This is a genomic window from Desulfopila sp. IMCC35008 (assembly GCF_010646885.2).
Taxonomy (GTDB): Bacteria; Desulfobacterota; Desulfobulbia; order Desulfobulbales; family Desulfocapsaceae; genus Desulfopila.
In genome coordinates, this window is sequence record NZ_CP050700.1 from 4,426,356 (window position 1) to 4,449,476 (window position 23,121).

At 48.3% G+C, this 23,121-nt stretch carries 21 protein-coding genes; 12 read left to right on the forward strand and 9 right to left on the reverse strand.

Annotated features, from left to right (window positions below):
- The first annotated feature begins 62 nt into the window (after positions 1-62).
- Entirely contained in the window at positions 63-2,006 is a 1,944-nt protein-coding gene (locus tag GA520_RS19125; RefSeq protein WP_163338837.1) for a diguanylate cyclase, read from the forward strand.
- 22 nt (positions 2,007-2,028) lie between these two features.
- On the opposite strand, the gene GA520_RS19130 is transcribed toward GA520_RS19125, so the two are convergent.
- A complete protein-coding gene (locus GA520_RS19130) occupies positions 2,029-2,424 on the reverse strand; it encodes a hypothetical protein (protein ID WP_163338838.1) in 396 nt (131 codons plus the stop codon).
- A gap of 202 nt (positions 2,425-2,626) precedes the next feature.
- On the opposite strand from GA520_RS19130, the gene GA520_RS19135 reads away from it, so the two are divergent.
- The 4 genes from GA520_RS19135 (at position 2,627) to GA520_RS19150 (ending at position 8,650) form a co-directional block, all read left to right on the forward strand.
- A complete protein-coding gene (locus GA520_RS19135) occupies positions 2,627-5,254 on the forward strand; it encodes a lipopolysaccharide assembly protein LapB (RefSeq protein WP_163338839.1) in 2,628 nt (875 codons plus the stop codon).
- Positions 5,255-5,304: 50 nt separating this feature from the next.
- Positions 5,305-7,554, forward strand: coding sequence for a C39 family peptidase (locus GA520_RS19140; RefSeq protein WP_163338840.1), 2,250 nt, complete (start codon positions 5,305-5,307; stop codon positions 7,552-7,554).
- Positions 7,555-7,620: 66 nt separating this feature from the next.
- Entirely contained in the window at positions 7,621-7,965 is a 345-nt protein-coding gene (locus GA520_RS19145) for a hypothetical protein (protein WP_163338841.1), read from the forward strand.
- 121 nt (positions 7,966-8,086) lie between these two features.
- Positions 8,087-8,650: a flavodoxin family protein gene (locus GA520_RS19150; protein ID WP_163338842.1), complete on the forward strand. Its 564-nt coding sequence runs from the start codon at positions 8,087-8,089 to the stop codon at positions 8,648-8,650.
- Between the two features lie 59 nt (positions 8,651-8,709).
- On the opposite strand, the gene GA520_RS19155 is transcribed toward GA520_RS19150, so the two are convergent.
- From GA520_RS19155 to GA520_RS19165, 3 genes are read right to left on the reverse strand one after another with little or no spacing between them, the layout of a single operon-like run.
- Positions 8,710-9,048 (reverse strand): P-II family nitrogen regulator, encoded by a 339-nt coding sequence (locus GA520_RS19155; RefSeq protein ID WP_163338843.1) that lies wholly within the window; start codon positions 9,046-9,048, stop codon positions 8,710-8,712.
- Entirely contained in the window at positions 9,038-9,826 is a 789-nt protein-coding gene (locus GA520_RS19160) for a DUF1538 domain-containing protein (protein ID WP_163338844.1), read from the reverse strand. The genes GA520_RS19155 and GA520_RS19160 overlap by 11 nt, the downstream gene beginning before the upstream one ends.
- A 1-nt stretch (position 9,827) precedes the next feature.
- Positions 9,828-10,583: a DUF1538 domain-containing protein gene (locus tag GA520_RS19165; RefSeq protein ID WP_163338845.1), complete on the reverse strand. Its 756-nt coding sequence runs from the start codon at positions 10,581-10,583 to the stop codon at positions 9,828-9,830.
- A gap of 222 nt (positions 10,584-10,805) precedes the next feature.
- On the opposite strand from GA520_RS19165, the gene GA520_RS19170 reads away from it, so the two are divergent.
- The 3 genes from GA520_RS19170 (at position 10,806) to msrB (ending at position 14,934) form a co-directional block, all read left to right on the forward strand.
- Positions 10,806-12,995: a transporter substrate-binding domain-containing protein gene (locus tag GA520_RS19170; RefSeq protein WP_163338846.1), complete on the forward strand. Its 2,190-nt coding sequence runs from the start codon at positions 10,806-10,808 to the stop codon at positions 12,993-12,995.
- Between the two features lie 101 nt (positions 12,996-13,096).
- The gene (locus GA520_RS19175) at positions 13,097-13,738 is read left to right on the forward strand and encodes a tol-pal system YbgF family protein (protein WP_163338847.1); all 642 of its coding nucleotides are present in this window, start codon (positions 13,097-13,099) and stop codon (positions 13,736-13,738) included.
- Positions 13,739-13,872: 134 nt separating this feature from the next.
- Positions 13,873-14,934: a peptide-methionine (R)-S-oxide reductase MsrB gene (gene msrB, locus GA520_RS19180; protein ID WP_163338848.1), complete on the forward strand. Its 1,062-nt coding sequence runs from the start codon at positions 13,873-13,875 to the stop codon at positions 14,932-14,934.
- 274 nt (positions 14,935-15,208) lie between these two features.
- Here the strand turns inward: msrB and GA520_RS19185 are convergent, their stop codons facing one another.
- On the reverse strand, positions 15,209-15,697 hold the full coding sequence (locus GA520_RS19185) for a hypothetical protein (RefSeq protein ID WP_163338849.1): 489 nt from the start codon (positions 15,695-15,697) through the stop codon (positions 15,209-15,211).
- A gap of 154 nt (positions 15,698-15,851) precedes the next feature.
- Positions 15,852-17,264: a hypothetical protein gene (locus GA520_RS19190; protein WP_163338850.1), complete on the reverse strand. Its 1,413-nt coding sequence runs from the start codon at positions 17,262-17,264 to the stop codon at positions 15,852-15,854.
- A gap of 307 nt (positions 17,265-17,571) precedes the next feature.
- Between GA520_RS19190 and GA520_RS19195 the strand changes: the two genes are divergently transcribed.
- The 4 genes from GA520_RS19195 to GA520_RS19210 all read left to right on the forward strand — a co-directional run bounded on the left by GA520_RS19195 (position 17,572) and on the right by GA520_RS19210 (position 20,228).
- Positions 17,572-18,156: a thymidine kinase gene (locus GA520_RS19195; RefSeq protein ID WP_163338851.1), complete on the forward strand. Its 585-nt coding sequence runs from the start codon at positions 17,572-17,574 to the stop codon at positions 18,154-18,156.
- Positions 18,157-18,258: 102 nt separating this feature from the next.
- Complete coding sequence (locus tag GA520_RS19200) at positions 18,259-18,672, forward strand: cytidine deaminase (protein WP_163338852.1); 414 nt, start codon at positions 18,259-18,261, stop codon at positions 18,670-18,672.
- A 4-nt stretch (positions 18,673-18,676) separates the two neighbouring features.
- Complete coding sequence (gene mtnP, locus GA520_RS19205) at positions 18,677-19,570, forward strand: S-methyl-5'-thioadenosine phosphorylase (protein ID WP_163338853.1); 894 nt, start codon at positions 18,677-18,679, stop codon at positions 19,568-19,570.
- A gap of 13 nt (positions 19,571-19,583) precedes the next feature.
- Positions 19,584-20,228, forward strand: a complete 645-nt coding sequence (locus GA520_RS19210; RefSeq protein ID WP_163338854.1) for a CatA-like O-acetyltransferase — start codon at positions 19,584-19,586, stop codon at positions 20,226-20,228.
- On the opposite strand, the gene GA520_RS19215 is transcribed toward GA520_RS19210, so the two are convergent.
- The 3 genes from GA520_RS19215 to GA520_RS19225 are packed head-to-tail and all read right to left on the reverse strand — an operon-like array spanning position 20,223 to position 23,121.
- A complete protein-coding gene (locus GA520_RS19215) occupies positions 20,223-21,053 on the reverse strand; it encodes a purine-nucleoside phosphorylase (RefSeq protein WP_163338855.1) in 831 nt (276 codons plus the stop codon). The two genes, GA520_RS19210 and GA520_RS19215, sit on opposite strands and share 6 nt — an antisense overlap.
- Positions 21,053-22,006 (reverse strand): ABC transporter permease, encoded by a 954-nt coding sequence (locus tag GA520_RS19220; RefSeq protein ID WP_163338856.1) that lies wholly within the window; start codon positions 22,004-22,006, stop codon positions 21,053-21,055. Before GA520_RS19220 ends, GA520_RS19215 begins: the two co-directional genes overlap by 1 nt.
- Positions 22,007-22,011: 5 nt before the next feature.
- Positions 22,012-23,121, reverse strand: coding sequence for an ABC transporter permease (locus tag GA520_RS19225; RefSeq protein WP_163338857.1), 1,110 nt, complete (start codon positions 23,119-23,121; stop codon positions 22,012-22,014).

Genomic DNA, 23,121 nt, shown 5'->3' on the forward strand with positions numbered 1-23,121 from the left:
CTCAAATAAATTTATGGTACACTTCTCATAACGAACTTCTCAGTCCATACCGGAACAATTCAATGGAACAAAACGAACAGTTACAACCCACCGACAATCTGCTGAACAGGAACTACCGTATTTATTACAGTGTTCTGTTCATTGGTTTTGGGATACTTATAACCATCCTCACAGCTCTCGTAACCTACAAAATCCGCATTATGGATATCGCGAGCGAACTTGAGCGGGACGTCACTATCGAACTCAACCGTAAGCAGGAAGAACTTACAAGCTATCTCTCCGGGTTGGGTAATTATGTAACCGCCGCACGCACAAGTGCTTCACTTATAGATTACATCCGCACCCCCTCACCAGCCAATTGGGAGAAAGCCGCCAACCTCTTTTATGTCCTGGCGAAAACAAATCCCAACATCATGCAGTTACGTTACCTGGATGCAGCTGGTCTTGAAAAGATCAGGATCGACCAGGGTTTTGGCCGAAACGAACCTGACATAATCACCGGCAGTAAACTGCAGGATAAAAGCCATCGATATTATTTCACCGAAACCGCCCAGCTCGGCCCCAACAGCTTTTGGACCTCCAATCTTGACCTGAATGTGGAGAACCGGCAGATAGAAGTGCCCCACAAACCTGTCATCCGTGTTGCCAGCCCGATATTTGTCGACCAAATTTTCTCAGGAATTGTAATCATCAACATCCACGCCAAACAGTTTCTCAACACCTTTACGACTTCCTCCTTTTTTAATATCAGCCTTATCGACAAGGACGGTTTTATTATTTTTCATCCACAGCAAGAGAAGCGCTGGTCCCGCTATCTCCAGTCCGGCCACACCCTCCAGACTGCATATCCCAACGAGGCCCTCACTGTCCTGAACACCGCCCTTCCTCTGAAAATCAGGAAACACGGAGAGTTTTTTGCCGCTTCCATCGAACCTTTGTTAATCAAAGACGGCGCTATCATCATTTTTGAGCCAAAAAAAGAGAAGATCCTGAAAATTGAAAAAGAACGCAGGAATGCTATCGTCTTTCTCGTTTTCATTATTTTCCTGCTGTCCCTGCCACTCGCGTATATTATCTCAAGAGCCCCTGCAAACCTGTCCCGAAAAATTCTTGATCAGAACAACACACTAAAAGATTATTTTGAACTCATCGATACCAATATCCCCTCCTGTACCACCGACCTTGAGGGTACTCTTCTTACCGTGAGTACGGCCTTTATTAAAATAACCGGTTACCTTAAACCTCAATTAATTGGCATGAGGCTGGCAGATCTTGAAGATCAGGATCAGTCAGAATCGGTTTGCGCACAAATTCCGACAGACCTGTTAAACGACACAAAATGGGAAGGTGACATACATTTCCGCACTGCCAATGGAGGTCATCTCTATACCACGACCAGGGCCTATCCAAAATACGACTCGGCAAACAAAGTGGTGGCCTTTTCAATCATCCATCGCGATATAACTGACCAGAAACGGATAGAGGAGCTCTCCATCAAAGACGACCTGACCGGCTTATATAACCGCAGGTTTTTCAACGAAACAATAGCACGGGAATTGGGCAGGGCCCAACGTGAATCGAGCCTGCTCTCTTTTGCCATGCTGGATGTGGATTACTTTAAGCAGTACAACGATTTCTACGGCCACCAGAAAGGTGATGAGGTCCTGAAAGTCATCAGCAAAGCCCTAAACCGGAAAATGACAAGGGGAAGCGATTTCTGCTTCAGGCTGGGAGGTGAAGAGTTCGGAATCCTTTTCCTTGATACACAGCCGGAACAGGCGACAGCATTTGTCGACGGAATCCGCCAGGAAATCCAGGATCTGGAACTTGAACATAGCGAAAGCGAAATAGCGAAAGTCGTTACAGTCTCGATAGGTTTGCTCACCCTCTATCCGGACGCGGACAGCAGTGTTGATTACATCTTCCGAAAAGCTGATGAGGCGCTCTATACCGCTAAAAATCGAGGTCGTAACCGCCTTGTTGCAATTGACAGCACCTTCGTCTAAAAGCCTGTTTCTCTAGTGGGTGTCAATATAGAAGTCGATGACGCACATGGCGCGGTGCATGGGCACCAACAGAGGCTATCAAGAATGCACAGGTCACTCCGAATGCAGGGTTGACAAAACCGTGAAAGGCAAATCCCAGAAGTACACATTTCAGCACCGTAATCATGCCGGAAAACTCCCGATGCATCTGCCGATGGCGTGCCCCTTCAGCAATACAGAGAACCACGCCGCTGCCTCCGGCGAGGTAGAGGTAGAGCGATGGAACCTGTGAGCCGTCAATTAGAAATATCGCGGCAAGAACCATGGCCGCCCCCACCTGATGAATCGCCCGAATCCCGATAGAGAACCACAGCCCCCATATTGGCCTGTTGGCTGTCCTGCCAAGCCTGTTTTCACATTCCTTCGTATCTTTTGCCATCCGGACGACCTGTCTCCCCTGTGCTCTGGTAAATTGCTGAGATTCTGCTGGAACTAAATCCTAATTCCCGGCGAAAGGCAAAAGAAATTATGATTGATAAGAACGATCGAATACATTAGGTTGACAGCAACCCACTTCAAATAACCTGTAATTACAAGGTATAACCCAACTCCACAACACCCACCGTACAAACGAGTATTTCATGCAAGATCGTACCCCGTCATCTGGACTCTACCCTTGGTATGTCCATATAATCAGTGGCTGGTGCCTGGGAGGGATATTCCCCTGGTTCCTGGTCATCCGTCAGTTCTTCAGGACAGGTCAAAGGAAAACTGCTGCCCTGCTCAGTTGCATCAATGCCCTCTTTTACACGGCATTCGTTCTTGCCGGTTTTTTCAGTCACCTGCCATGGGATGTTTTGAGCCTCATAGCCATTGGTACCGGTTTCGCCTGGTCTTTTGGGGCCTGGTTGGTGCAATATTCCTTTTTCGGCTGTGCCCCAAGGCGTTATTACCTGTCCGAGTGGAAAAACTGGATTTCACCGTTCCTCACCGCGATCATTGTCGGTATCGGCATATCCGTTATCCTGTCGATATTTCCGATGCTCACCAACAGGAGCCAGATGTACCAGGCCAGCGATCTGCTGACCAAGAAAGTCATCCTCTGGGATTTCTTCAGGTTCACCCCAATGTCCTTTATCGTAAGCATCCCGCTTGGACTCTGGTGGGCCGGTGAAAGGGAGCGTTTCACCATCTCCCGTGTCTTATCCTACATCTTCGGGCTGCTGCTGTTTTACCTCCTGTTCGCAGGAGGGTCTACCCTGTTTTTCTTTCTGGTCACCAACGGCAACACAACACCACCTCTCCGCACCTGGTTCATACTGCCGCAGGATCCCCAGGGCCTGCAAAAATTTCTGCTCGGTCCGCTGGAAAATGACTATTCTGCATATTTTGTCATTCCACTGATCCTTGGACTCACTCCACGAATTCGCGACTTTTTTCGAAAAAGTCTGCTCTATTTTCCTTTCATGGTCCTGGTCTTTATCGGCTATGTGGGGTATTCCCACCATTTCTGGCAGTTCATTCAGGGCCAGATCATCTACCAGATGACCGCAGATGACCCCAAAACAAGGGATAAGGCCTATACCAGGGTAAAGCTGCTGATTGACCGGTTCCCGGAACATCGTGGCTGGCCGGTTATCGGCACAAAACTGGCGCATCATCACTATAGTGAAGGGGATATTGAACAGGCTTTTAAACTCTACAATAAGGTAGCCGAAAAGGCAGGCAATTCACCACGCTGGTTAAAAGAGGCAGAGCTGGCCAGGACGATAATGCATTCTGAACACTTTGGCGATAAATCAGGGGTGTTCAGGCTTGAACTGCCCCCTCTCCGCTATGAGTCATACATGACCAGCAACTGGATGTCGCTTATCAGGTTGATGCGCTATTACGAGCAGGATTCCTCCACCGAAAGCGAGACCTTGATCCGGCTCAAGAATATCTCAAAAAGCGATACGGAAATAAAACTCAACCCGATGCCGACCCTGGCCGAACTTGATGATCATGCAACCAATCTCGGCTACCGGATTGTGCTGATTCCCTCAGATGCCCAAACCATTAAGCATTTTATCAAGAAGGGTTTCCCTATACTTCAGCCAGTCAAAGACTCGTTTCACCTTCTCTACGGTATTGACGAGGGCAGGTCTGTCATAGAAGCCGTTTGCTACCGGGACACCCTCACCGCTGCGATGCGGGCACAGAAAGAAGAGCTGGCCCAAACCGTTCTCGGGGAAGACCCCCAAAATACCACCGCCCGTTCACGCATCGACGATATGGCAAAGACATTACTCCCCTTCTCTTTCTGGGAAAGCAGCCGCCAAAGAGACACCGCTTCAACCGCAGCTGTTGTTTTCCCGACAGAACGAAAGAGTGAGGTCATGGCCCTGTTCGACGATACTCCGCAGGTCGTCTCCCGTCGAAGCGACGGTCTCCTGACCGGTCTTATCAGCCTCAATATGCTGCAAAGCGGAGATGCCGCAGGGGCCATAAACTGGTCACAAAAAAGCTACAATATGCTGAAAGAACCTTTCCCCCTGCACATTGCCCACCTGGCAGGACTGTTATGGGATTCCCGCAAGGTTACTATCGGACACAAGCTCCAACTTGAGCGGCAACTCCCACAACTTGGGCAGGTCGAAAAGTATTTTGCCCAACCTGCGACACAAGCCTTCCTCGAACAGGCGCGACAACAATTCTCGGCAGACCTGGGAGCCCATAACCTCTCATGGAGTATACGCAACCAGTATAAAGACTTTCTGGACCGCAGCAAAACAGTTGAAAGAAAAATTCTGATTTCAATAACCAAGGAGACGGTCAAACAGGAACCTTCTTCACGGAGGTTATGGCTTTACCTTGCGGATTTGTATGAGTGGGACAAGAACATCTCCGGCGCTACCATAGCCTATGAAGGAGCACTTAAGTGTGATTTTTGGGATGACCGGCTGGCAACCAGGTTGGTCTACCTTTATATCCGTGCCGGTCAGTTGGAGCAGGCTGACAAACTGCTTTCCACCATCTCCCCTGCCCAGACACGTTTTAATCCGGATTATTTCTATTGCAAGGCTGTTATTGCTGGCTGGAAGGGCAACAACGAGACGGCAACAGACAATTTTGAACAGGCGATCCGAATGCGCAAATATGACGTCAATTACCATCTGGATTATGCCACGTTTTTGCAAAAACAAGATGGAGAGCCAGACAAGATAGCAGTATTACTTGCCTGGGCAGCTCAGCTAAAGGGGTCTGCAGAGCAGGCAGCAGTTAATTAATATTGACATCCTCAAAATGAACGCAGCGTTTTTATATACAGGACCAGCATATGTCTGAAACAGATACACTTGACCAGACTGACAACACAGTCAGAGCCCGCCAGGAGCGGAAAATCAGCCAGACTCCTTTACAGGGCCCCGGCTCCATTGCCCTGATGACGTTCATGGCAGGACCGCATATCTCGCTTTTTCCCGTCCTGACCATTTTCTCAAGGCTCTCCACGCCAATAGCCTACAGGTTCCTGACCATCCTGGCAGCTATCGGCTGCCCTCTGCTTTATGCAGGCATGCTCCTCTGGAAAACAAAATGGTACTGGGCATCACTTATCACCGTTACGGCTCATATTGGATTTGCGGTCAGCTACTACTTCCTGTTCAGGAAACTGGCTGCCCGGTATCCTGATGAGTACGCGATGGAGCTCCCCCCTTCGGCCATTCAGGAAAAAAGATATGTCCTCGCCGGGATGGCGGGGGGGCTTGGCCTGATCCCGCTACTTGGTGCCCCTTTTGTCCTTTTGTTCCTGCTGGCAAGCGACAAACTCCTGCTCACCATAATGCCGCTGGCCTTTGATGACTCCACGTCTCTCTACCTGATGATCCAGGCAATCCTCAGCCTGCTTGTCACAGGTTTTATTGCCGGAGGATGGGCCGGAAGGCTGGCTTTGAAGAGTTCGGCACTCGAAACCATCTGGAACAGCCTGACCCTGGTCTGGATATCCCTCACCTGGTTCTTTTTCCTCATTGTCGTAATCACCTTACCCGCCTTTCTCACCAGCCAGGCAGATAGCCAGACCATGGGTATGTCTTTTCTCTACTTCCTGGTCGGTAATCTATTCATAGGCTCCTGGTGGTCGGTATACATCCAGATGTACACCCTGCGACCGGCGTCATTTATCCGGCGTGGACTGCGACTGCTTTATGCACCGATTATCTGTTTATCCTCCGCCTTTATCTTCGGGATCATCTGCGGGTATCCGGCAAACTGGTACCACAGCGCCGGAAAGTATTTTGAAAAACGAGGCAGGGTCTCGCCGTCGCTCTGGTGTTACGAGCAGGGGTTGGGCAGAAACCCAACTGGCCCCCACGCCAGTTATCTGCAATACCGGATCGCCCTTGGTGAACACAAACTCGGCAATACCGAAAAAGCCATCAAGGGATTTCGGAAAATCGTCTCCATGTACAATTACAACGAGGAGCTGGTAAGCCATGCCAACCAATTCCTGGACAATCTGGCACGAAACAACCACCAGGGTAAACGCGTCGTCCTGCCCGGAGTTGACAACCCCACTACTTATAAGGGAGCCTACTGCGTACCAAACTCACTGGCCCTGGTCATGAACTTCTGGGGAGCCGATGTGGACGCCGACGATATCGGCAGGCAAATTACCAGCCTGGCTGGCGGCACCATGACCGTAGACCAGACCTGGTATGCACAGCAAAACGGCTTCAACCATGAGTTCATCCCTATGGCGTCCACAGCAGACATCAAAGAGACGATCGATGCCGGTTTCCCGGTAATGGTATATGTCCCCCAGCATGTCTTTGTCATAGTCGGTTACGACGAACAGCTCGAGACTTTTGTAACCTATGATGTGGCGACCGGTGATGTGTGGGTAGAGTACCTGCAGAAAGATTTTATTAAATCGTGGAAAAAAGAAAACTCCACTATGATCGTCGCCTACCCACAGGAAAAGGCGGATACGCTCCCCATAAAACTGACCCGGATGATAGAAGAAAAAAGTAACAGTTATTTTCAATACCATCTCCACAAGGTTCAATCTTTCGGTCAGTTCAACAATCTTGACCACCTGGAATATGCCGCCACCTCTTCATCGTCCTATTTTTTCCCAATCGTCACTCTTTTCAGGAACTATCCAGCAACACGGTCAAGAATTTCCTCCACTTTCGATATTGATGGCATCTCAACCAGAATAGAGGCCTATTATGGCAGGGATTTTGACGAAGGAATGCACCTGGCCGGGCAATACCATGATTCCAGCTATGCTGACAGTGATGACGACCTCAAGCAGAGCCTTGACTTCCTGATTGGTACGAACAGGCTGAAAGAAGCAAAGGAGCTGATCGAAGCCATTGAAGCCAACGGTGTTATCAGTAGCGACACCTCAGAGACTCTCTCTATCGTAAACCTGGCCCTGGGAGATCTGGAGCGTGCCATCCCTCAACTTGAGGAACAGGACGACAGCCAACTCCATTTCTATCTTGCCCAGAGTTATCTCCAACAGGGTAAAATACGGAGCGCTCTCCCCGGACTTGTCAAAACGATCGATGATTGTACATGACACTACCGAAGGAAGCCGGTCGGGCCTCAACCACAGAAAACAGGTTTTTTGAAAAGATACTCGTACATGTCAAGCGAGGAAAAGAAATTCAGGGATAGAAAAACAATCATGGGTTTGGATAAATTCGGCTATCCGGCAACTCATATGGCCAACACTATTCTCACAGGTCTTAATGATTTCGGTACTGAATCGAAGCAGCTGGAGTCAAGCTGGTACGACTGGTTGCATTACAACCCTTTTGATACCAGGGTAGCCGCAAAGCTCACCACACTCCTTGAGAATCGAATCAACAGCCTTGACCCGGATCGGGATGCAGACCGTGTGCAGCAGTTGAAAAAGAAACTGGATACAACGAAAAACCGTGTCAAACGGTATGGCCAGTTAGCAGCGGCCGGTCAACTGCACGAATGATATGCAACTCCATGGTCAACAGAGTTTGCAGAAAACCTTCACAACGGGTAGGTTTGCTTCTGTTATTCATGCATTGGTTTATTTATACATATTGAACTTTCAAATATAGAAGGATAGAAAAATGAGTAAAACAGTTGTCCTGATGGGAAGTCCACGACTCCAATCCAACACCGACATGCTGGCAAACAGCGTGATTGAAGGTATCCGGTCCGCCGGTTCCGCAAATGATACGATTGAAAAATTCGATCTTGTAGAATTGCAGGATTGCGTCTGTATAGCCTGTGGTCATTGCCGGCAAGCGGGAGAATGTATTCACTTTCCTCAAGTGACCGAGGTACTCAACAAGATCAAGGAAGCAGACGGGCTTGTTATTGCCACCCCAACCTGGTGGCTGGCCCCATCAAGCCAGTTGAAGATTTTCATGGATCATTGGGGCACATTCCTGAAGATGGATTACAGCTCCCGCATTGAAGGGAAAAAGGCCGTGCTCGTTTCCTGCTGCGGTAACCCGGACCTCAATTTTGCCAACAAGGTGAATAAACAGCTTGAGGAAATCCTCAACCTGCTTGGGGTGAAGGTTGTGGCGAGCCTTGGGGTTAAGGGTGTTGTCGAGGTTGGAGCGATTGCCCGCGACCAGGAGTCACTGGACGCCGCCCGTGAATTGGGTAAGAAACTGTACCGATAGTCCGGAGATTTATTGCGGCAGGCCATATTGTGCAATAATGGCCTGCTGCATCATTACTCTCATTCCCCCACCTCCTCCTTAAACCTATCTATCTGGCTCTCAAGACCAATAACCTGGTCCACAGGCATCACAAAGGCGATCCCTGTTCCCGGTTTATCGAATTTACCGACCTCACCAATAGTGTGCAGGATCTTGTCTACCAGATTTTCCGCAAGCAGGAACATGATTATATCTGTCTGAGCTTCCAGGCTTAATCCGAAAAATGTTTTGGCCTCGTGAATACCGGTACCCCTGGCAGGGATGATCGTCGCCCCCGTTGCCCCAGCATCCTTTGCGGCATCGACGATTTTATCTGTAAGGACCGGCTTTACCGACGCCATAATAATCTTAAAGCGCATTTCTTTTCTCCTCTCTTGCTTTAACTTTACGCATTCCTCTGTATTCAGCTATCTGGGCATAACCGAGAACGGTAATAATGGGAAAAAGGCTGGCAAATGCTATAAGCCCGAAACCATCTATAGCCGGGTTCCGTCCCGGAACTGCCGCCGAAAGCCCTAACCCCAAAGCCGCAACAATAGGCACTGTCACCGTAGAGGTAGTTACACCACCCGAATCGTAGGCGAGTGGGATGATTGATTTCGGTGCAAAAAACGTCTGAATGATAACAACCACATAGCCTGCCATAATATACAGATGCAGCGGGGTTCCCGTTACGATCCGAAAGGTACCAAGCGAAATACCAAAAGCGACACCTATAGCAACGGTTATCCGTAATCCCCACTGACTTATACTACCACCCGAGACATCCGCAGCCTTGTAGGCAACCGCGATCAGCGACGGTTCGGCCACAGTTGTCGCAAAACCGATCGCTGCAGCAAAGGCATAGATCCAGCCATAAATTTTCCAGTCGGCTAAATCCGCCGCATCCTTCAAAAACTCGGCATCGGTAAGTTGTGCCGCCATAAGTTTTCCAAGAGGGAACAAGGCATCTTGCAGGCCAACCAGGAATAAAGTAAGCCCGATAAGCACATATATGCTTCCGACAGCGATTCTCGGCAGGTTATCAAGCGGTTTCTTGATGATAACCATCTGAAAAAAGCCAAACAGGAGGACAATCGGAACCAGGTCTCTGCCAGTTAAGGCTAGTGTTTTCAAGAAGTCTACTACCATCTCCATATCACCCTCCTACCCCAAAAACAACGATTCCATACCCCATAACGAATATCATAGGTACAAGGGAGGCGAAAGCAATGAGACCGAATCCGTCAAGCAGCGGGTTTCGACCGCGAATGACAGTGGCCAAACCAACACCTAGTGCTGTTACCAGAGGCACCGTTATGGTTGAAGTGGTAACCCCTCCCGCATCGTAAGCAATACCTATTATTTCCTTCGGGGCGATGGTGGTGATCAGCATGACCAGAATATAGCCGCCGATAATGAGGAAGTGAATGGGCCAACCAAGCAGAATCCTCAACACCCCCAGCAAAATAGCAAAACCGACAGAAAAGGCCACGGTATATCGTAGGCCCAGGGCATAAGAATTGAGCACATTTTTATCATTAGGCAAAAGGCCGCCCTGCATGGCAACATCAGCAGCCTCCCGGGATATGGCAATGAGGGCCGGTTCAGCAACCGTGGTAGAAAACCCGAGGGCGAAAGCAAATACCAAAAGCCAGAAGAGCGATCCTTTCCGAGACAAGGCCTGCGCCATCTCTTCCCCGACAGGGAAAAGTGCCATTTCAAGCCCTTGAATAAACATGGAAAGACCGATAATAACAAAAATACTCCCAACAAACAGCTCCCCCACTTGCGGCAGGGGCTGACGGATGACCACAATCTGGAAAAAGGCGATCACCACCACTATTGGTGTCAGGTCGGTGGTGGCCTGCCATAACTTGCTGGTAATAAAGCGTAGTGTTTTAGAAATGGTCATAGCATAAACTATCCGGATTCATCATAAATATCAGTAAAGAACACAACTGATCTCATAATGCACTCTCTGCCGATGAATGTCCACCCGTTTCTGCAGAGAAGCAGTGTACAGTTTCTCCTGCCAGACCAATATCTTTACCAATAATTTGTTTGATTTAACAGTTGTATCACGATACCCTCCCACACTTACAACATCAATATTTTACCACCAAGAGCATCAACAATGATATTCCCGTTCCATAGAATTGCCCTGCTGCCCATACTCCTCTTGACCCTTTACCTCTATTTTATTCCTCAAGCCTTAGCCATCGAACTGACACTTAAGGAGAAAGAATTTATCGTCAATCACGACACTATCCGGGTCCACAATGAAACCAACTGGCCCCCATTCAACTTTTATGAGAATGGTGTTGCTCAGGGAATAAGCATAGATGTGATGGACCGAATAGCTGAGTTGACAGGTCTTCGGGTTGACTATGTCACCGGTCCAAGCTGGGATGAGTTCACCAAGATGATACAAAAAGACCAACTTGATGTGATGCTTAACATCATCGACCTGCCCGAACGACAATCACACTTCCAATTCACATCCCCTTACGTTAAAAGCCTGACCGGGGTTTTCACCAGTACTGAAAACCGGAATCTTTACAATTCGTTCGATGATCTTGCGAACAAGACGATTGCCGTACCCGCCGGTTTCGATCTCGAAATCAGTATGCCCCAATACCACCCGGAAATAGAACTGCTGCCGGTGCGGGACATACTTGAATGTATCGAGGCCGTTCATTCGGGTAAGGCAGACGCCTTCATGGAAGAAATCGGCGTAGTCGACTATATCGTTTCCCAAAGGGTCATGAGTACGATCCAGCTGTCCTTCCAGGTGCATGAAGAACCCTTTCTCAGCAACCTTACTATCGGTACCAATCGGAACAACCCGCTGCTCCACTCCATCATTCAGAAAGGACTTAATAGTATTTCGGGTGACGAGCTCAATCTAATACGCAAAAAATGGCTGCTGAAGGTACATGAAATATACGAGCGAAGCATGGTCAATCTGTCTGTTGCAGAAAAAGAATACCTCTATGACAACAACCAGGTAACAATTTGCGTTGATCCATCCTGGCCGCCTCTCGACTTTATCAACAAGTCAGGCGAACATGACGGTTTGTCCGCCGACCTGATCAATATTATTGCCCAGCGACTTGATGTAACCTTAACACTTATTCCGACCACAACCTGGGAACACACCCTGTCCACCATAAAAGAAGGTGACTGCGATATTATTCCGTTGATGAATGAGACGCAGGAGACCCAATCCTACCTCGATTTCACCCGTCCTTATTTTGATTTTGCAACCGTCATTGCCACCAGGAAAGACGCTTCTTTTATTGGGGATTACTCCGAGCTTTACGGCAAGAAAGTTGCTCTGCAGGCTTATTTTTTTATTACCGAGTACGTTCGCCGAAATCATCCGCAAATAGAAATAGTCGAGGTTGAAAATACCAGCGAGGCACTCAAAATGGTTAGCGAGGGTAACGTCTATGCTACAATCGACGGACTGCCGACCATCGTCAACACCATTGAAGTGCAGGCTCTGGAAAATATAAAGATCGTCGGCACCGTGCCACAGAAAAACAGTATGAAACTAGGTGTACGCAAAGATAAACCAATGCTCTATACCATCCTCGACATAGGAGTCGCATCACTCACAGAGCAGGAAAAAATCGGATTGTATAAGAAGTGGCTCGATATTGACCTGGATCAGCACTTCATTAATCGTTCGACAGTGCTGAGGATAGCCCTTGCTTTCAGCCTGCTGCTGGCATTCCTTCTCTGGCGCCAGCTGGCCCTCGGTCGGTATGCAAAAAAACTGCAAGTTCTCAACGACAAACTGCACCACTACTCCACAGTGGACCACCTGACCCAGGTCCTCAACCGGAGAGCTATTGAAAAAAGACTACAATCAGAAATCGAGCGGACACAGATTACCGGCGCCCCGCTCGCCCTGGTGCTCTTCGACATCGACCATTTCAAGTCGATAAACGATACCTACGGACACCCGACAGGAGACAAGGTACTCAAGAAAATAAGTACGCATGTTGAAGGTTCCATTCGCCACAGTGATCATTTGGGCAGATGGGGTGGGGAAGAATTTCTTATTGTACTGCCTAACACTGCTCTTGAAGGTGGCGAGAAAATGCTCGAAAACCTCAGAAAGTCAATTGAAACCTATGATTTCGGCCTCGAGAGGAAGGTTACCGTAAGTTTCGGCCTTGGCCAGTATGGTATAGGTGAAAGCATGACCGCATTTATCTCAAGGGTTGATAACAGTTTATACAAAGCCAAAGAGAAAGGACGAAACATGATTATCAGTGCTGAAGAGCCGGCAAGCCAATGCGTAGATAAAATGTAAGGCAAATGTCTGAAAAAGCCTGTATACTCATGGAATCGTGAACAATTCGAGCGGTGAATCCATTCCCGGCAAATCGACCAAAAAGCTATTGGAGTTTTAGTATGCCCAAAGACATTTATACTCTTAAAATGTTCCCACTCACCCTGAAACCTCTTGGTCGATTCCTTTTGCCGATACTCCTTGCCGCTATTCTTGCAACTCCCGGTTCTCTTTATGCCAAGAGGAGTGAAACAACAGAAGTCATCCAGGCGTTGACACAACAGATCGCTTCAACTCCTGATGGAAAACCGAAAGCAAAGCTCCACCTTTATCGGGCCCGCCATTACGCAAAACTTGGACAAAAAATCGAGGCCAACAACGACTATCAGGCCGCTCTAAAACACCACTATGCAGGATGGATTGCAAACGAATATGGTTACTTTCTCTTTAATTGCGGCGAATATGGCCTTTCCTACAAAACCGCCAAGAAGGTAATAAAGGATTTCCCCCAGTTTGCGCAAGAGGCCACAAAGCTTAAGAAAAAAGCGGGTGATAAATTCAAGGAGCAGTATCTGGAAGAGAATCCTCCGGAAATCGTCATGAATGTCGAGGTTGATCCCAACCAGGTAACCCGCCTCGACCTGGTGCGGAAACAACAGGCAAATAAGAGCAGGATCTATAAGTATCCGAGTGTCACCAAGGCTTCTAATACTTCTTCAGGTTCATCTTCTACTAAAACAAAACCAAAACCGCGATCAACCTGAAGCCTGAAACGCCGCTAGGTCTAGCGGCAAGACATACGTCCAGCAACCGACTTTTCAAAAAAAAAAGGAATAAACTGTCAGTGTACTCTTTCTTATCTTTACAGGATAAAAAAGATTCAGAGGAGGCACACTGTATGAAATATGTCTATTCACTTATAACAATACTCTTTTTATTTGCCACTGTACGTTACCTGCCAGCCACATCTACCAATGAAAGCCAGGAAAGCGGATCAACTGCCACAACAGAAAAGGCACTTTTTGCCGGTGGTTGCTTCTGGTGCATGGAAAAACCGTTTGAAAAGGTAGACGGTGTTCTGTCTGTTGTCTCAGGCTATGCTGGTGGCACGGGTGAAAACCCCACCTACAAGAACTACGCCTCCAAGGGCCATATTGAAGTTGTCCTGATAACTTACGACCCGGATAAAGTTGACTATGAACAACTCCTCGATATATTCTGGCGGCAGATTGACCCGACCGACTCAGGCGGGCAGTTCGTCGATCGGGGACATGAATATTCAAGTGGCATTTTCTATTATTCTCCTGAACAACGTGCTGCGGCAGAAGCATCGAAAAAGAACCTTGCCGCCACAAGCATATTCGACAAACCTATCATAACACCGGTGCAGAAAGCACCCAAATTCTGGCCTGCTGAAGAATACCACCAGGATTATTATAAAAAAAACCCGCTCCGTTACAGATATTACCGTTCCGGATCTGGGCGAGACACATTCCTGAAAAAATTCTGGAAAGAAAATAAGGCAGTCTCTCTTTCCGGCACCGATGACCCGCGCAGCAAACTCACACCGCTACAATACAAAGTCACCCAGGAAGACGCCACAGAACCACCCTTTCGTAACGAATACTGGGACAACACCAAAGCCGGTATTTATGTCGATATTGTTTCCGGGGAACCGCTTTTCAGCTCACTCGACAAGTTTAAATCGGGAACGGGCTGGCCAAGTTTTACCAAGCCCCTGGCAGAAGAAAACATCGTTGAACGCTCAGACATGACCTGGCTGATGATTCGTACGGAAGTACGGAGTAAAAAAGGAGACTCCCATCTCGGCCATGTTTTTGACGATGGACCACCGCCAACAGGACTGCGGTATTGCATCAATTCAGCGTCTCTCCGTTTTATCCCGGTGGAGGAATTGGAGCAGCAAGGCTATGGAATATACCAGGCATTGTTCAGGTAAGGAAAAATCGATATGGGGTTAACCCGAAATGGTCACCGGTTTTACAAAAGAGAGATCCGTAAGAAAGTGATAACCTCACAAAAAGCAGCTTATGAAAAACTCCCATTCTTAATAGACTGTTCATTGATTTTTCACGTTTTTTCTCGAACTTGCACGCCCCCATTTACCGTCCTACATCCTCTTTGTCCTATTAGGTATCAGAGAGGATTCAGGACGAATCGGAAGCCAATAGGATTACAGCACTGGCAGTCAATACCAGCCACATCAACCTCTATCACCTAAGATATCTTCCGGTAAGAAGCTGTTCAAGTTTGTGGTAGTACTCTTTTTCTTCCGCGGTAAAACGCTCACAGATGCCGTATGGATACTTGGTAACAGAGCTTGAAGCAATGTCAAGGCAGGCATTCAGGATATCCAATCGAATCTTTTCCGCCTCATCCTGCTCCCTGTTCTCCATCCGCAACATTGGCATGAGATCACGAATGACTTCACACATTTCCTTGTCCGGTGGGTTATCAAGATATTGCTCAATAAACTGACGGGCTTCGGTATACTCGAGCACCTTGCAACCGGCCAGGCGGTTAATGCTGTCAACATGATAGTAAAGATATTCGTATATGATCTCGCGCTCGGCTTCCTGTATCACCCCATCCGACCAGGACATCTCGCATAACAGCACCAGATCGATAAAATAGATTTGATGCCCCTCTATTCCGTAACGGCCAAGCCGCTTCACAGCATCTGTAAATGTAAGTTGGCTCATAATCAGTCTTCCCCTCTGCTTCTTCTGAAAATTCAAGCTCCCCAATCTGCGACATTGCCCTTAACTGGTCCCCGTCTTAAAACTACCCTACCGATTTTTACTACAAGCTATGAAAAAAAGAAAATCAGTCTATGCTAATATCCACATATTGATATTAATATAATAAGTTCAGTCTGATATCATCATCCGTGTCAAAAACGGTATCCCCACCAGCGGAGACCAGATTCTCATTCAGAATTTTCATTTTATTCTCCTCACCGGAGAAATAATCCGGGATCACTCTCTGTCTCCCCTGCTTGCCGTCTAGAAAAAGAGCCAGCAGGTCGGACCGTACCTTTACCTGCACAACCATATCTCCAAGCTCAACGGAACCCTGCGAGCGGAAAAGATACCAGCCGGAAAGATTTCTGACTGTCGGTTTGCGGCTCAGTGCATTTATCTCTTCCCAGGTATCAGCTGAAACAACTGGTTTTTTCTCGGTTTCTTTAATAAGAGGTACATATGTATCGTCAACCAGTTTGTCTGTCATATTTTTTCTGAAAGTAAGGTAATAGAGCCCTTCATACAGATAAGGATAGATAGTCTCCACCACGTTCCATTCTGCTGGTATAAAGGAGGGTTCAGGCACCAATCCTTCCATGAGTGGTGCCCCTTTTGCTGCCTGGTGCTTCACTGCCAGATATTCCCCGAGCCAGGGATTATGAGTACTCATTTCCTGAGCAGATAAAGGGGGAAACAACGCTGCGACTCTTTCCAGGTCTGTCCCGGTCAGACCATACTCCTCCACAAGCTGGTAGGCCGTTGACAAATTCATATTGAGGATATCACTCCACATCATTTTACTGATGAAGAGAGGAGATCCTTCAAAACCTTTTCTCGCTACCTGCTGTATGATATTCAACTCGTTCAAGGCAGTTTCGAGATCTCCCTGACGACTGCTCAACAGAGTGTACCCCTGATAGATTGAAGCGATATCGCGAAGCCACATGAAATCCGGTAGCTCACCACCCTGAATATACTCAACCCCGGGTTGGGGAAAACTCTCAAGGGCTGCAAGTTGCTCGAGCACAACCCGCTGGGTGCGTATTTGTCGCCAGGACTTTCGAATCTGTTCCTCATAATTCGTTACATCCCGTAGCAATTGGGGCTTCTCCTTGAATTCTTCAACCCAGACAGGTCGTTCAACCTGGCCCTTAAACAACGATCTGCTTAAAAAAGCGGCGCTGCCCGTATCCGGATTTTGGGTCTGAAGATCAGTAATAGAGTAGGGTGAAGACTGCGGCTCAATATCGACCAGAAGAAACCCTATTGCACCCAACATGATCGAAAAGAGCAGGAAACGATTCCATTGCATTTTCCTGAATGGTTTTTCATCCAGTATATAGGAGAAAGGCATAAAAAGAATGAGGAACGTAACACCAATGGCAACCAGAAGGCCCAGGGCAATGAGCTGCTCCCTTGAAAAAAGTAGGGGCTCAACGGAAAAAGCGATATATCCGTAAAAACCTGCCACAGCTGCTACAATTGAAAACGGTACTAAAACCAGTAAAAATTTAAGTAGCTTCATCTTTCCATCCTTTTATTTGCGTTATTCTGCACCACTGCAAGCTCTATTGGTACCACAGATAATATCGGTTAACCACCTGTAATTAAGAGTCTTCCTCACTCATAATACACCCTGGCATCCCCTGTTTGCCAAACCTGCTTCAGAGGTGCCGGTATCACAACTATTATTAGGACTGTTTTCTCCTATAATCTGGCTGACTGCACAACAAGGCACTATTTTGGAAATTGAAAAAACTTTGCTGCCGGGGTAGCATACTCGCCACTATCGATGTTGTTACTATTTTTTACATCCAAACCAATAGACCCAGATGGCAAAACTCTACTTCCGATACGGAGCAATGAACTCCGGCAAAACAACCGCTTTAATACAGGTTGCCCACAACTACAGGGAAAGAGGCATGGAGACCATCCTGGTCAAACCGGTGATCGACTCCAAGGGACAGGACCGAATTGTTTCCCGTCTTGATATTGAAAAAAATGTAGATATTGTCGCCAACAGTTCAGATAACCTGTCTACCATCCTCACCCGGGAAAAAGAAAAAAGGGAGAAGCTTCATTGCATCCTGGTGGATGAAGCCCAGTTTCTCACCAGTGAACAAGTGACCCAGCTTTTTGAGTTTGCTGTGCTGGTTGACATACCGGTTATCTGCTATGGGTTACGGACCGATTTTCTGCTGAACGGTTTTGAAGGAAGCAAGCAGTTGTTGTTGCTCGCACACAGCATTGAGGAATTGAAAACAATCTGTCAATGCGGCAGGAAGGCGTTGGCAAATGCCAGGAAAATTAACGGCCAATTTGTTTTCTCAGGTGACCAGGTAGCCATCGACGGGGAGGCCAGTGTTGAATACGAACCTCTCTGTGCACAATGTTATTATAAGCACAGGAACAGCTGACTTTTTTCAGGTTATTATGTTTTATGCCTCCTCGAGATTTTCTCCCTCGAAAGGTTCACTTGAGCCAGGCAATCAAACAATCTTGCAGCACCCAGGACACTCATGACCCCTGAACAAATCGACCTTCTCAAAGCCGCTGACAAGGCAGCCCTGAACGCCTATGCACCCTATTCAAAATTCAGGGTGGGAGCCGCCGTGCTCACAGATAAGGGGGTCTTTGACGGGGCCAATATCGAGAATGCCTGCACCAATCTCGGAACCTGTGCCGAAAGAGTTGCCCTATCCCATGCCCACATGCACAAATGCTCCTCTATCATTGGAATCGCCATCAGTTGCATTGATGCCACAAAAGATGCCTCCGGCAAAGCGGAGATAAACCAGATCATGCCGTGCGGAGCTTGCCGCCAATGGCTGAACGAACTTGCCCCCAACGCCTGGATTGTAGCCAGTGGCTCGAAGCGGGTTTTTAGCCTCAGCGACCTGCTACCTGCGCCCTTCACCCTCTCCCGGGAGTAACACGTTGAGCAATATTACAGGCAAGCCCATTGAAACAGGAATCATCGGTGGGAGCGGTATATACGCGATAGACGGCTTCCAGTTGCTTGAGGAAAAAAGCATTTCAACATCATTTGGGGAACCGTCGGACAGTTATATCATTGGGGAGTTAGGTGGGATTCGGGTCGCTTTCCTGCCCAGGCATGGCCGCAACCATCACCTCCTTCCATCAGAGATCAATTACCGGGCCAATATCTACGGTTTTAAGGTACTCGGTGTTACAAGCATTATTGGCATAACGGCAGTGGGGAGCCTGCAGGATGAGTTCCCTCCTCTGCATCTTGTCATTCCCGACCAGTTGATAGACCGGACGGTGTCAAGAAAGCCTACTTTCTTCGGCCAGGGTATTGCCGCCCATATCCCCTTTGCGGAACCTTTTTGTCCACTGCTGAGCAAACAGATCTATGATGCAGCCACACCTGTAACACCGGAAATCAGCAAAGGTGGAACCCTGGTAACTATTGACGGCCCCGCCTTTTCCACCAGGGCTGAATCAAACCTCTACAGGCAATGGGGGGGGGATCTTATAGGCATGACTACCTATCAGGAGGCGAAACTCGCCCGTGAAGCGGAAATTTGTTACGCGGCTCTGGCCATGGTTACGGATTACGACTGCTGGAAGGAAGAGTCAGCTGACGAGGTTACGGTTACAACAGTGGTTTCTAATATGCATAAAAACAGCGCCAACGCCCAGGCAATACTCACCGGTTTGCTCCCACAGATCTCTACAGTTAAGACCTGCCATTGCAATAAAAGTCTTCAGGGAGCTATCATGACAAACCCGGAATCCATCCCGGATGAAACGCTTGAAAAGCTCAGGCTTCTCATTGAGGGAACGCTTAATACACCAAAGGGATAAACCGATAATAGAGATGAAAATACTTGATTTAGAGACCTGGCCCAGGAATAACGCCTTCGAATTCTTTAACCGATACGAAACACCCCAATTCAATATCTGCGCCAACGTCACCATCACCCAGACGCTCCGGTTTCTGCAAAATAACGGGTTAAACCGGTTTACAGCCATCATGTGGCTCGTTTGTCACACAGCCAACGGTATCCGGGAACTTCGCTACCGAATCAGGGGCGAAAGTGTAGTGGAACACGACGTTGTACATCCGTCATTCACCTGGCTCAACAATGATAACACCCTCACATTCTGCATGGCAGAATACCACCCCGATGTAAGGGCGTTCTTCCACAGAGTACAGGACAGCGTTAACGGCATTAACCCCAACCCGATGCTCGCCGACCAACAGACAATGGACAATATTCTCTATATCTCCTGCCTGCCATGGGTGAATTTCACCTCGATTTCTCATCCGACAAAAATGGATGAAACCCGTGCCATCCCACGTATCTCATGGGGTAAATTCACGAAGGAGGGAAAGGAGTGGACCATGCCCGTATCACTGCAACTCCACCACGGTCTGGCAGATGGCTATCATTCCGGGCTCTTCTTTGATACATTACAAAGCCTTCTGGATGAGCCGAAAAAGATCAACTGGCCGTTATAAAGCACTCCAGCGGTCAATAATTCGCTGCAGAACTTTGATAAAACTCTCTTCTGCTGCGGCCCCCGCCTGTATAACTTCTTCATGCCCCACCTTCTGATCGATAATCCCCGTACCCATATTGGTGATACAGGAGAGCCCCATTACCTTCATCCCCGCATGGGAAGCAACAATCACCTCTGGTACGGTTGACATGCCCACCGCATTGGCACCAAGGATATTGATGGCCTTGATCTCGCTTGCGGTCTCATAACTGGGACCGGTCATGTAGAAGTACACACCTTCCTTTAAGGGAATATCAAGTTCTTTCCCGCACTGCCGGGCAAGATCCCTAATTTCCCGGGTATAGGGGTCGGACATATCGTTAAAGCGGGGTCCGAACGCTTCATAGTTTGCACCACGTAGCGGGCTGTCCCCGTGCAGTTTTATATGGTCTTTTATCAGCATCAGGTCACCGGGCCTGTAATCGGGATCGACACTGCCCGCGGCGTTTGTAACGATCAGATTGGGCACCTTCAGATACAGCAGGCAGCGAAGCGGGAATACCACCTGTTCCATACTGTATCCCTCGTAATAATGAAAACGCCCCTGCAAAACCAGAACAGGTGTATCATTAAGTGTGCCGGAGACAAGCCTCCCTTTATGCCCCACGACCGTCGATTTGGGGAAATGAGGTATTTCTGAAAAATCAACCTCAACCCGATCCTTCAGTTTTTCCGCAAAGGTCCCGAGACCAGAGCCGAGAATCACACTGAATTTTGGAACTTCCCCTATTCTTGCGCCGATATAATTGGCGGCTTCAACAATTTTTCCCATATCCGGTTTCATCAGTGATCACCTTTCTCAAATATTTTACCGATTGCTGCCGGAGCAGTAGTTTTTCCAACGATACCGACAAGTATGATGATCGTCAGCACATAAGGTAGCATGGCCAGGATGTCACTGGCTACGGGCACCCCTTTGGAACCGAGAAAAATTTCAAAACCTTTGGCCGCTCCAAAGAGCAGGCAAGCAAGAAAAGCCCCCTGTGGAGTCCATTTACCAAATATCATGGCGGCCAGGGCAATAAAACCGTGTCCGGAGATAAGTGTATGTGAAAAACGTGACACCACGGCAATACTCATGGCCGCTCCACCTAAACCTGCAAAAAAGCCGGACATGATAACGGCACCATAGCGCACCTTAGTGACGCTTATCCCAAGCGTATTGGCTGCTTCCGGATTCTCACCAACCGCCCGCACCCGCATACCGATCTTGGTTTTGTAGAGTACAAACCAGACTACAAACACAAGAATAAAAGCGAGATAAACCGTAGCAAACCGGTTAAAGACAAGATCCATAAAACCGGAAGACGGGAACATCTTCCCCTCACCAAAGAGGAAGTCGAGGGGACGAGGAACCTTTTTGGTGACCGTCAGGGTCTGGGTGGCACCATCAAAGAGCATGCGGCTGATAAAGAGGGCGGACCCTGCACCAAGAAAATTGATGGCGATACCGGAGACAATCTGCTCGGCAGAAAAGGTTACGCAAGCGACAGCATGCACCAATCCCCACATAGCACCGCCAAGTGCCGCACACAACAGCCCAAGCCAGGGATCATTGGCGAAATAAGCCACTGCCGCACCCACAAAGGCACCGAAAAACATCATCCCTTCAAGCCCGATATTCACAATACCGGAACGCTCAGTGATAACACCGCCTAAGGCCGTGAAAATGAGAGGAGTGGAATACATCAAGGTAGTGCCGATAATAAAACCAATATCCTGAATAATTGGGTCCATGCTGTTTATCCCCTCCTCGACCTGAGTAACATTTGGATTAACTTCGGCATGGCGATAAACAGGATAATGGTGCCGACTACAATATTGATGACCTCGGTAGGTGCCCCTACTGCATCCTGGATTTTTGAGCCGCCGTATTTCAAGCCGCCAAACAGGAGCCCTGCAAACACTGACCCCGGCCCACTATTGTTGCCGATAAGGGAGACCGCAATACCGTCGAAACCATACCCTTCCATGATGGCCAGCTTGGCAATCTTGTGGCTCACCCCCATCACCTGGATAGCACCCGCGCATCCGGCAAGGGCACCGGCGATTGACATGGAGGTAACAATGCTTTTTTTCACATCTATTCCGCCATATTCTGCCGCATGCGGGTTATAGCCCACCGCCCTGAGTTCGTACCCCAAGGTTGTTTTGTTGAGTATATACCAGACAACGAATGCCAGGAAGATGGCGATCAGTATACCAATATTTACAGGTGTCTTGAGAACATCTCCCAGCACCTTATGAGAGCGGATAAAATCAATACCGGCCTCACTGATCTTCCACTGACCAAACAGATCGATACGGGCTGAATCCATAATAGTAAAGGACTTGCCGGTACCCATCTTACCAAACGTTTTCAGGGTCAGCGACCAGTTGGAGAGGTAGAGGGCAATCCAGTTGAGCATAATGGTAGAAATAACCTCATGCACCCCAAAACGCGCCTTGATGTAACCGGCCAACCCGCCCCATACCGCCGCTGCCGTCATAGCCAGCAGCATACAAGCTGGTACATGGATCCAGATGGGCAGGTGAAGGTAGTATCCTGCCATCACCGCCACCATCGAACCAACGATAAACTGGCCTTCGGCACCAATATTGAACAATCCCGTCCTCAAGGCAAAAGCCACAGAAAGACCGGTAATAATAAGGGGCGTTGCATAAATAATTACGTAGGATACGTACTTGGGCTTTGCAAATGTTCCCCGTAAAATTGCCCAGTAGGCCTCAAAAGGGTTAAACCCGGCAAGGAAAAGAACAACCGCGCCGACAGAGAACCCCAGTAAAATTGAGATCAGGGTCAAGCCAAGGGGGCCTTGAAGAAACAACTTTTTCAATTTCTCTGCCACCAT

Excerpts from the sequence above, each read along its gene's own strand:
- GA520_RS19125 (WP_163338837.1), top strand. The coding sequence starts at position 63 with ATGGAACAAAACGAACAGTTACAACCCACCGACAATCTGCTGAACAGG.
- GA520_RS19130 (WP_163338838.1), bottom strand. The coding sequence starts at position 2,424 with ATGGCAAAAGATACGAAGGAATGTGAAAACAGGCTTGGCAGGACAGCC.
- GA520_RS19135 (WP_163338839.1), top strand. The coding sequence starts at position 2,627 with ATGCAAGATCGTACCCCGTCATCTGGACTCTACCCTTGGTATGTCCAT.
- GA520_RS19140 (WP_163338840.1), top strand. The coding sequence starts at position 5,305 with ATGTCTGAAACAGATACACTTGACCAGACTGACAACACAGTCAGAGCC.
- GA520_RS19145 (WP_163338841.1), top strand. The coding sequence starts at position 7,621 with ATGTCAAGCGAGGAAAAGAAATTCAGGGATAGAAAAACAATCATGGGT.
- GA520_RS19150 (WP_163338842.1), top strand. The coding sequence starts at position 8,087 with ATGAGTAAAACAGTTGTCCTGATGGGAAGTCCACGACTCCAATCCAAC.
- GA520_RS19155 (WP_163338843.1), bottom strand. The coding sequence starts at position 9,048 with ATGCGCTTTAAGATTATTATGGCGTCGGTAAAGCCGGTCCTTACAGAT.
- GA520_RS19160 (WP_163338844.1), bottom strand. The coding sequence starts at position 9,826 with ATGGAGATGGTAGTAGACTTCTTGAAAACACTAGCCTTAACTGGCAGA.
- GA520_RS19165 (WP_163338845.1), bottom strand. The coding sequence starts at position 10,583 with ATGACCATTTCTAAAACACTACGCTTTATTACCAGCAAGTTATGGCAG.
- GA520_RS19170 (WP_163338846.1), top strand. The coding sequence starts at position 10,806 with ATGATATTCCCGTTCCATAGAATTGCCCTGCTGCCCATACTCCTCTTG.
- GA520_RS19175 (WP_163338847.1), top strand. The coding sequence starts at position 13,097 with ATGCCCAAAGACATTTATACTCTTAAAATGTTCCCACTCACCCTGAAA.
- msrB (WP_163338848.1), top strand. The coding sequence starts at position 13,873 with ATGAAATATGTCTATTCACTTATAACAATACTCTTTTTATTTGCCACT.
- GA520_RS19185 (WP_163338849.1), bottom strand. The coding sequence starts at position 15,697 with ATGAGCCAACTTACATTTACAGATGCTGTGAAGCGGCTTGGCCGTTAC.
- GA520_RS19190 (WP_163338850.1), bottom strand. The coding sequence starts at position 17,264 with ATGAAGCTACTTAAATTTTTACTGGTTTTAGTACCGTTTTCAATTGTA.
- GA520_RS19195 (WP_163338851.1), top strand. The coding sequence starts at position 17,572 with ATGGCAAAACTCTACTTCCGATACGGAGCAATGAACTCCGGCAAAACA.
- GA520_RS19200 (WP_163338852.1), top strand. The coding sequence starts at position 18,259 with ATGACCCCTGAACAAATCGACCTTCTCAAAGCCGCTGACAAGGCAGCC.
- GA520_RS19210 (WP_163338854.1), top strand. The coding sequence starts at position 19,584 with ATGAAAATACTTGATTTAGAGACCTGGCCCAGGAATAACGCCTTCGAA.
- GA520_RS19215 (WP_163338855.1), bottom strand. The coding sequence starts at position 21,053 with ATGAAACCGGATATGGGAAAAATTGTTGAAGCCGCCAATTATATCGGC.
- GA520_RS19220 (WP_163338856.1), bottom strand. The coding sequence starts at position 22,006 with ATGGACCCAATTATTCAGGATATTGGTTTTATTATCGGCACTACCTTG.
- GA520_RS19225 (WP_163338857.1), bottom strand. The coding sequence starts at position 23,121 with ATGGTGGCAGAGAAATTGAAAAAGTTGTTTCTTCAAGGCCCCCTTGGC.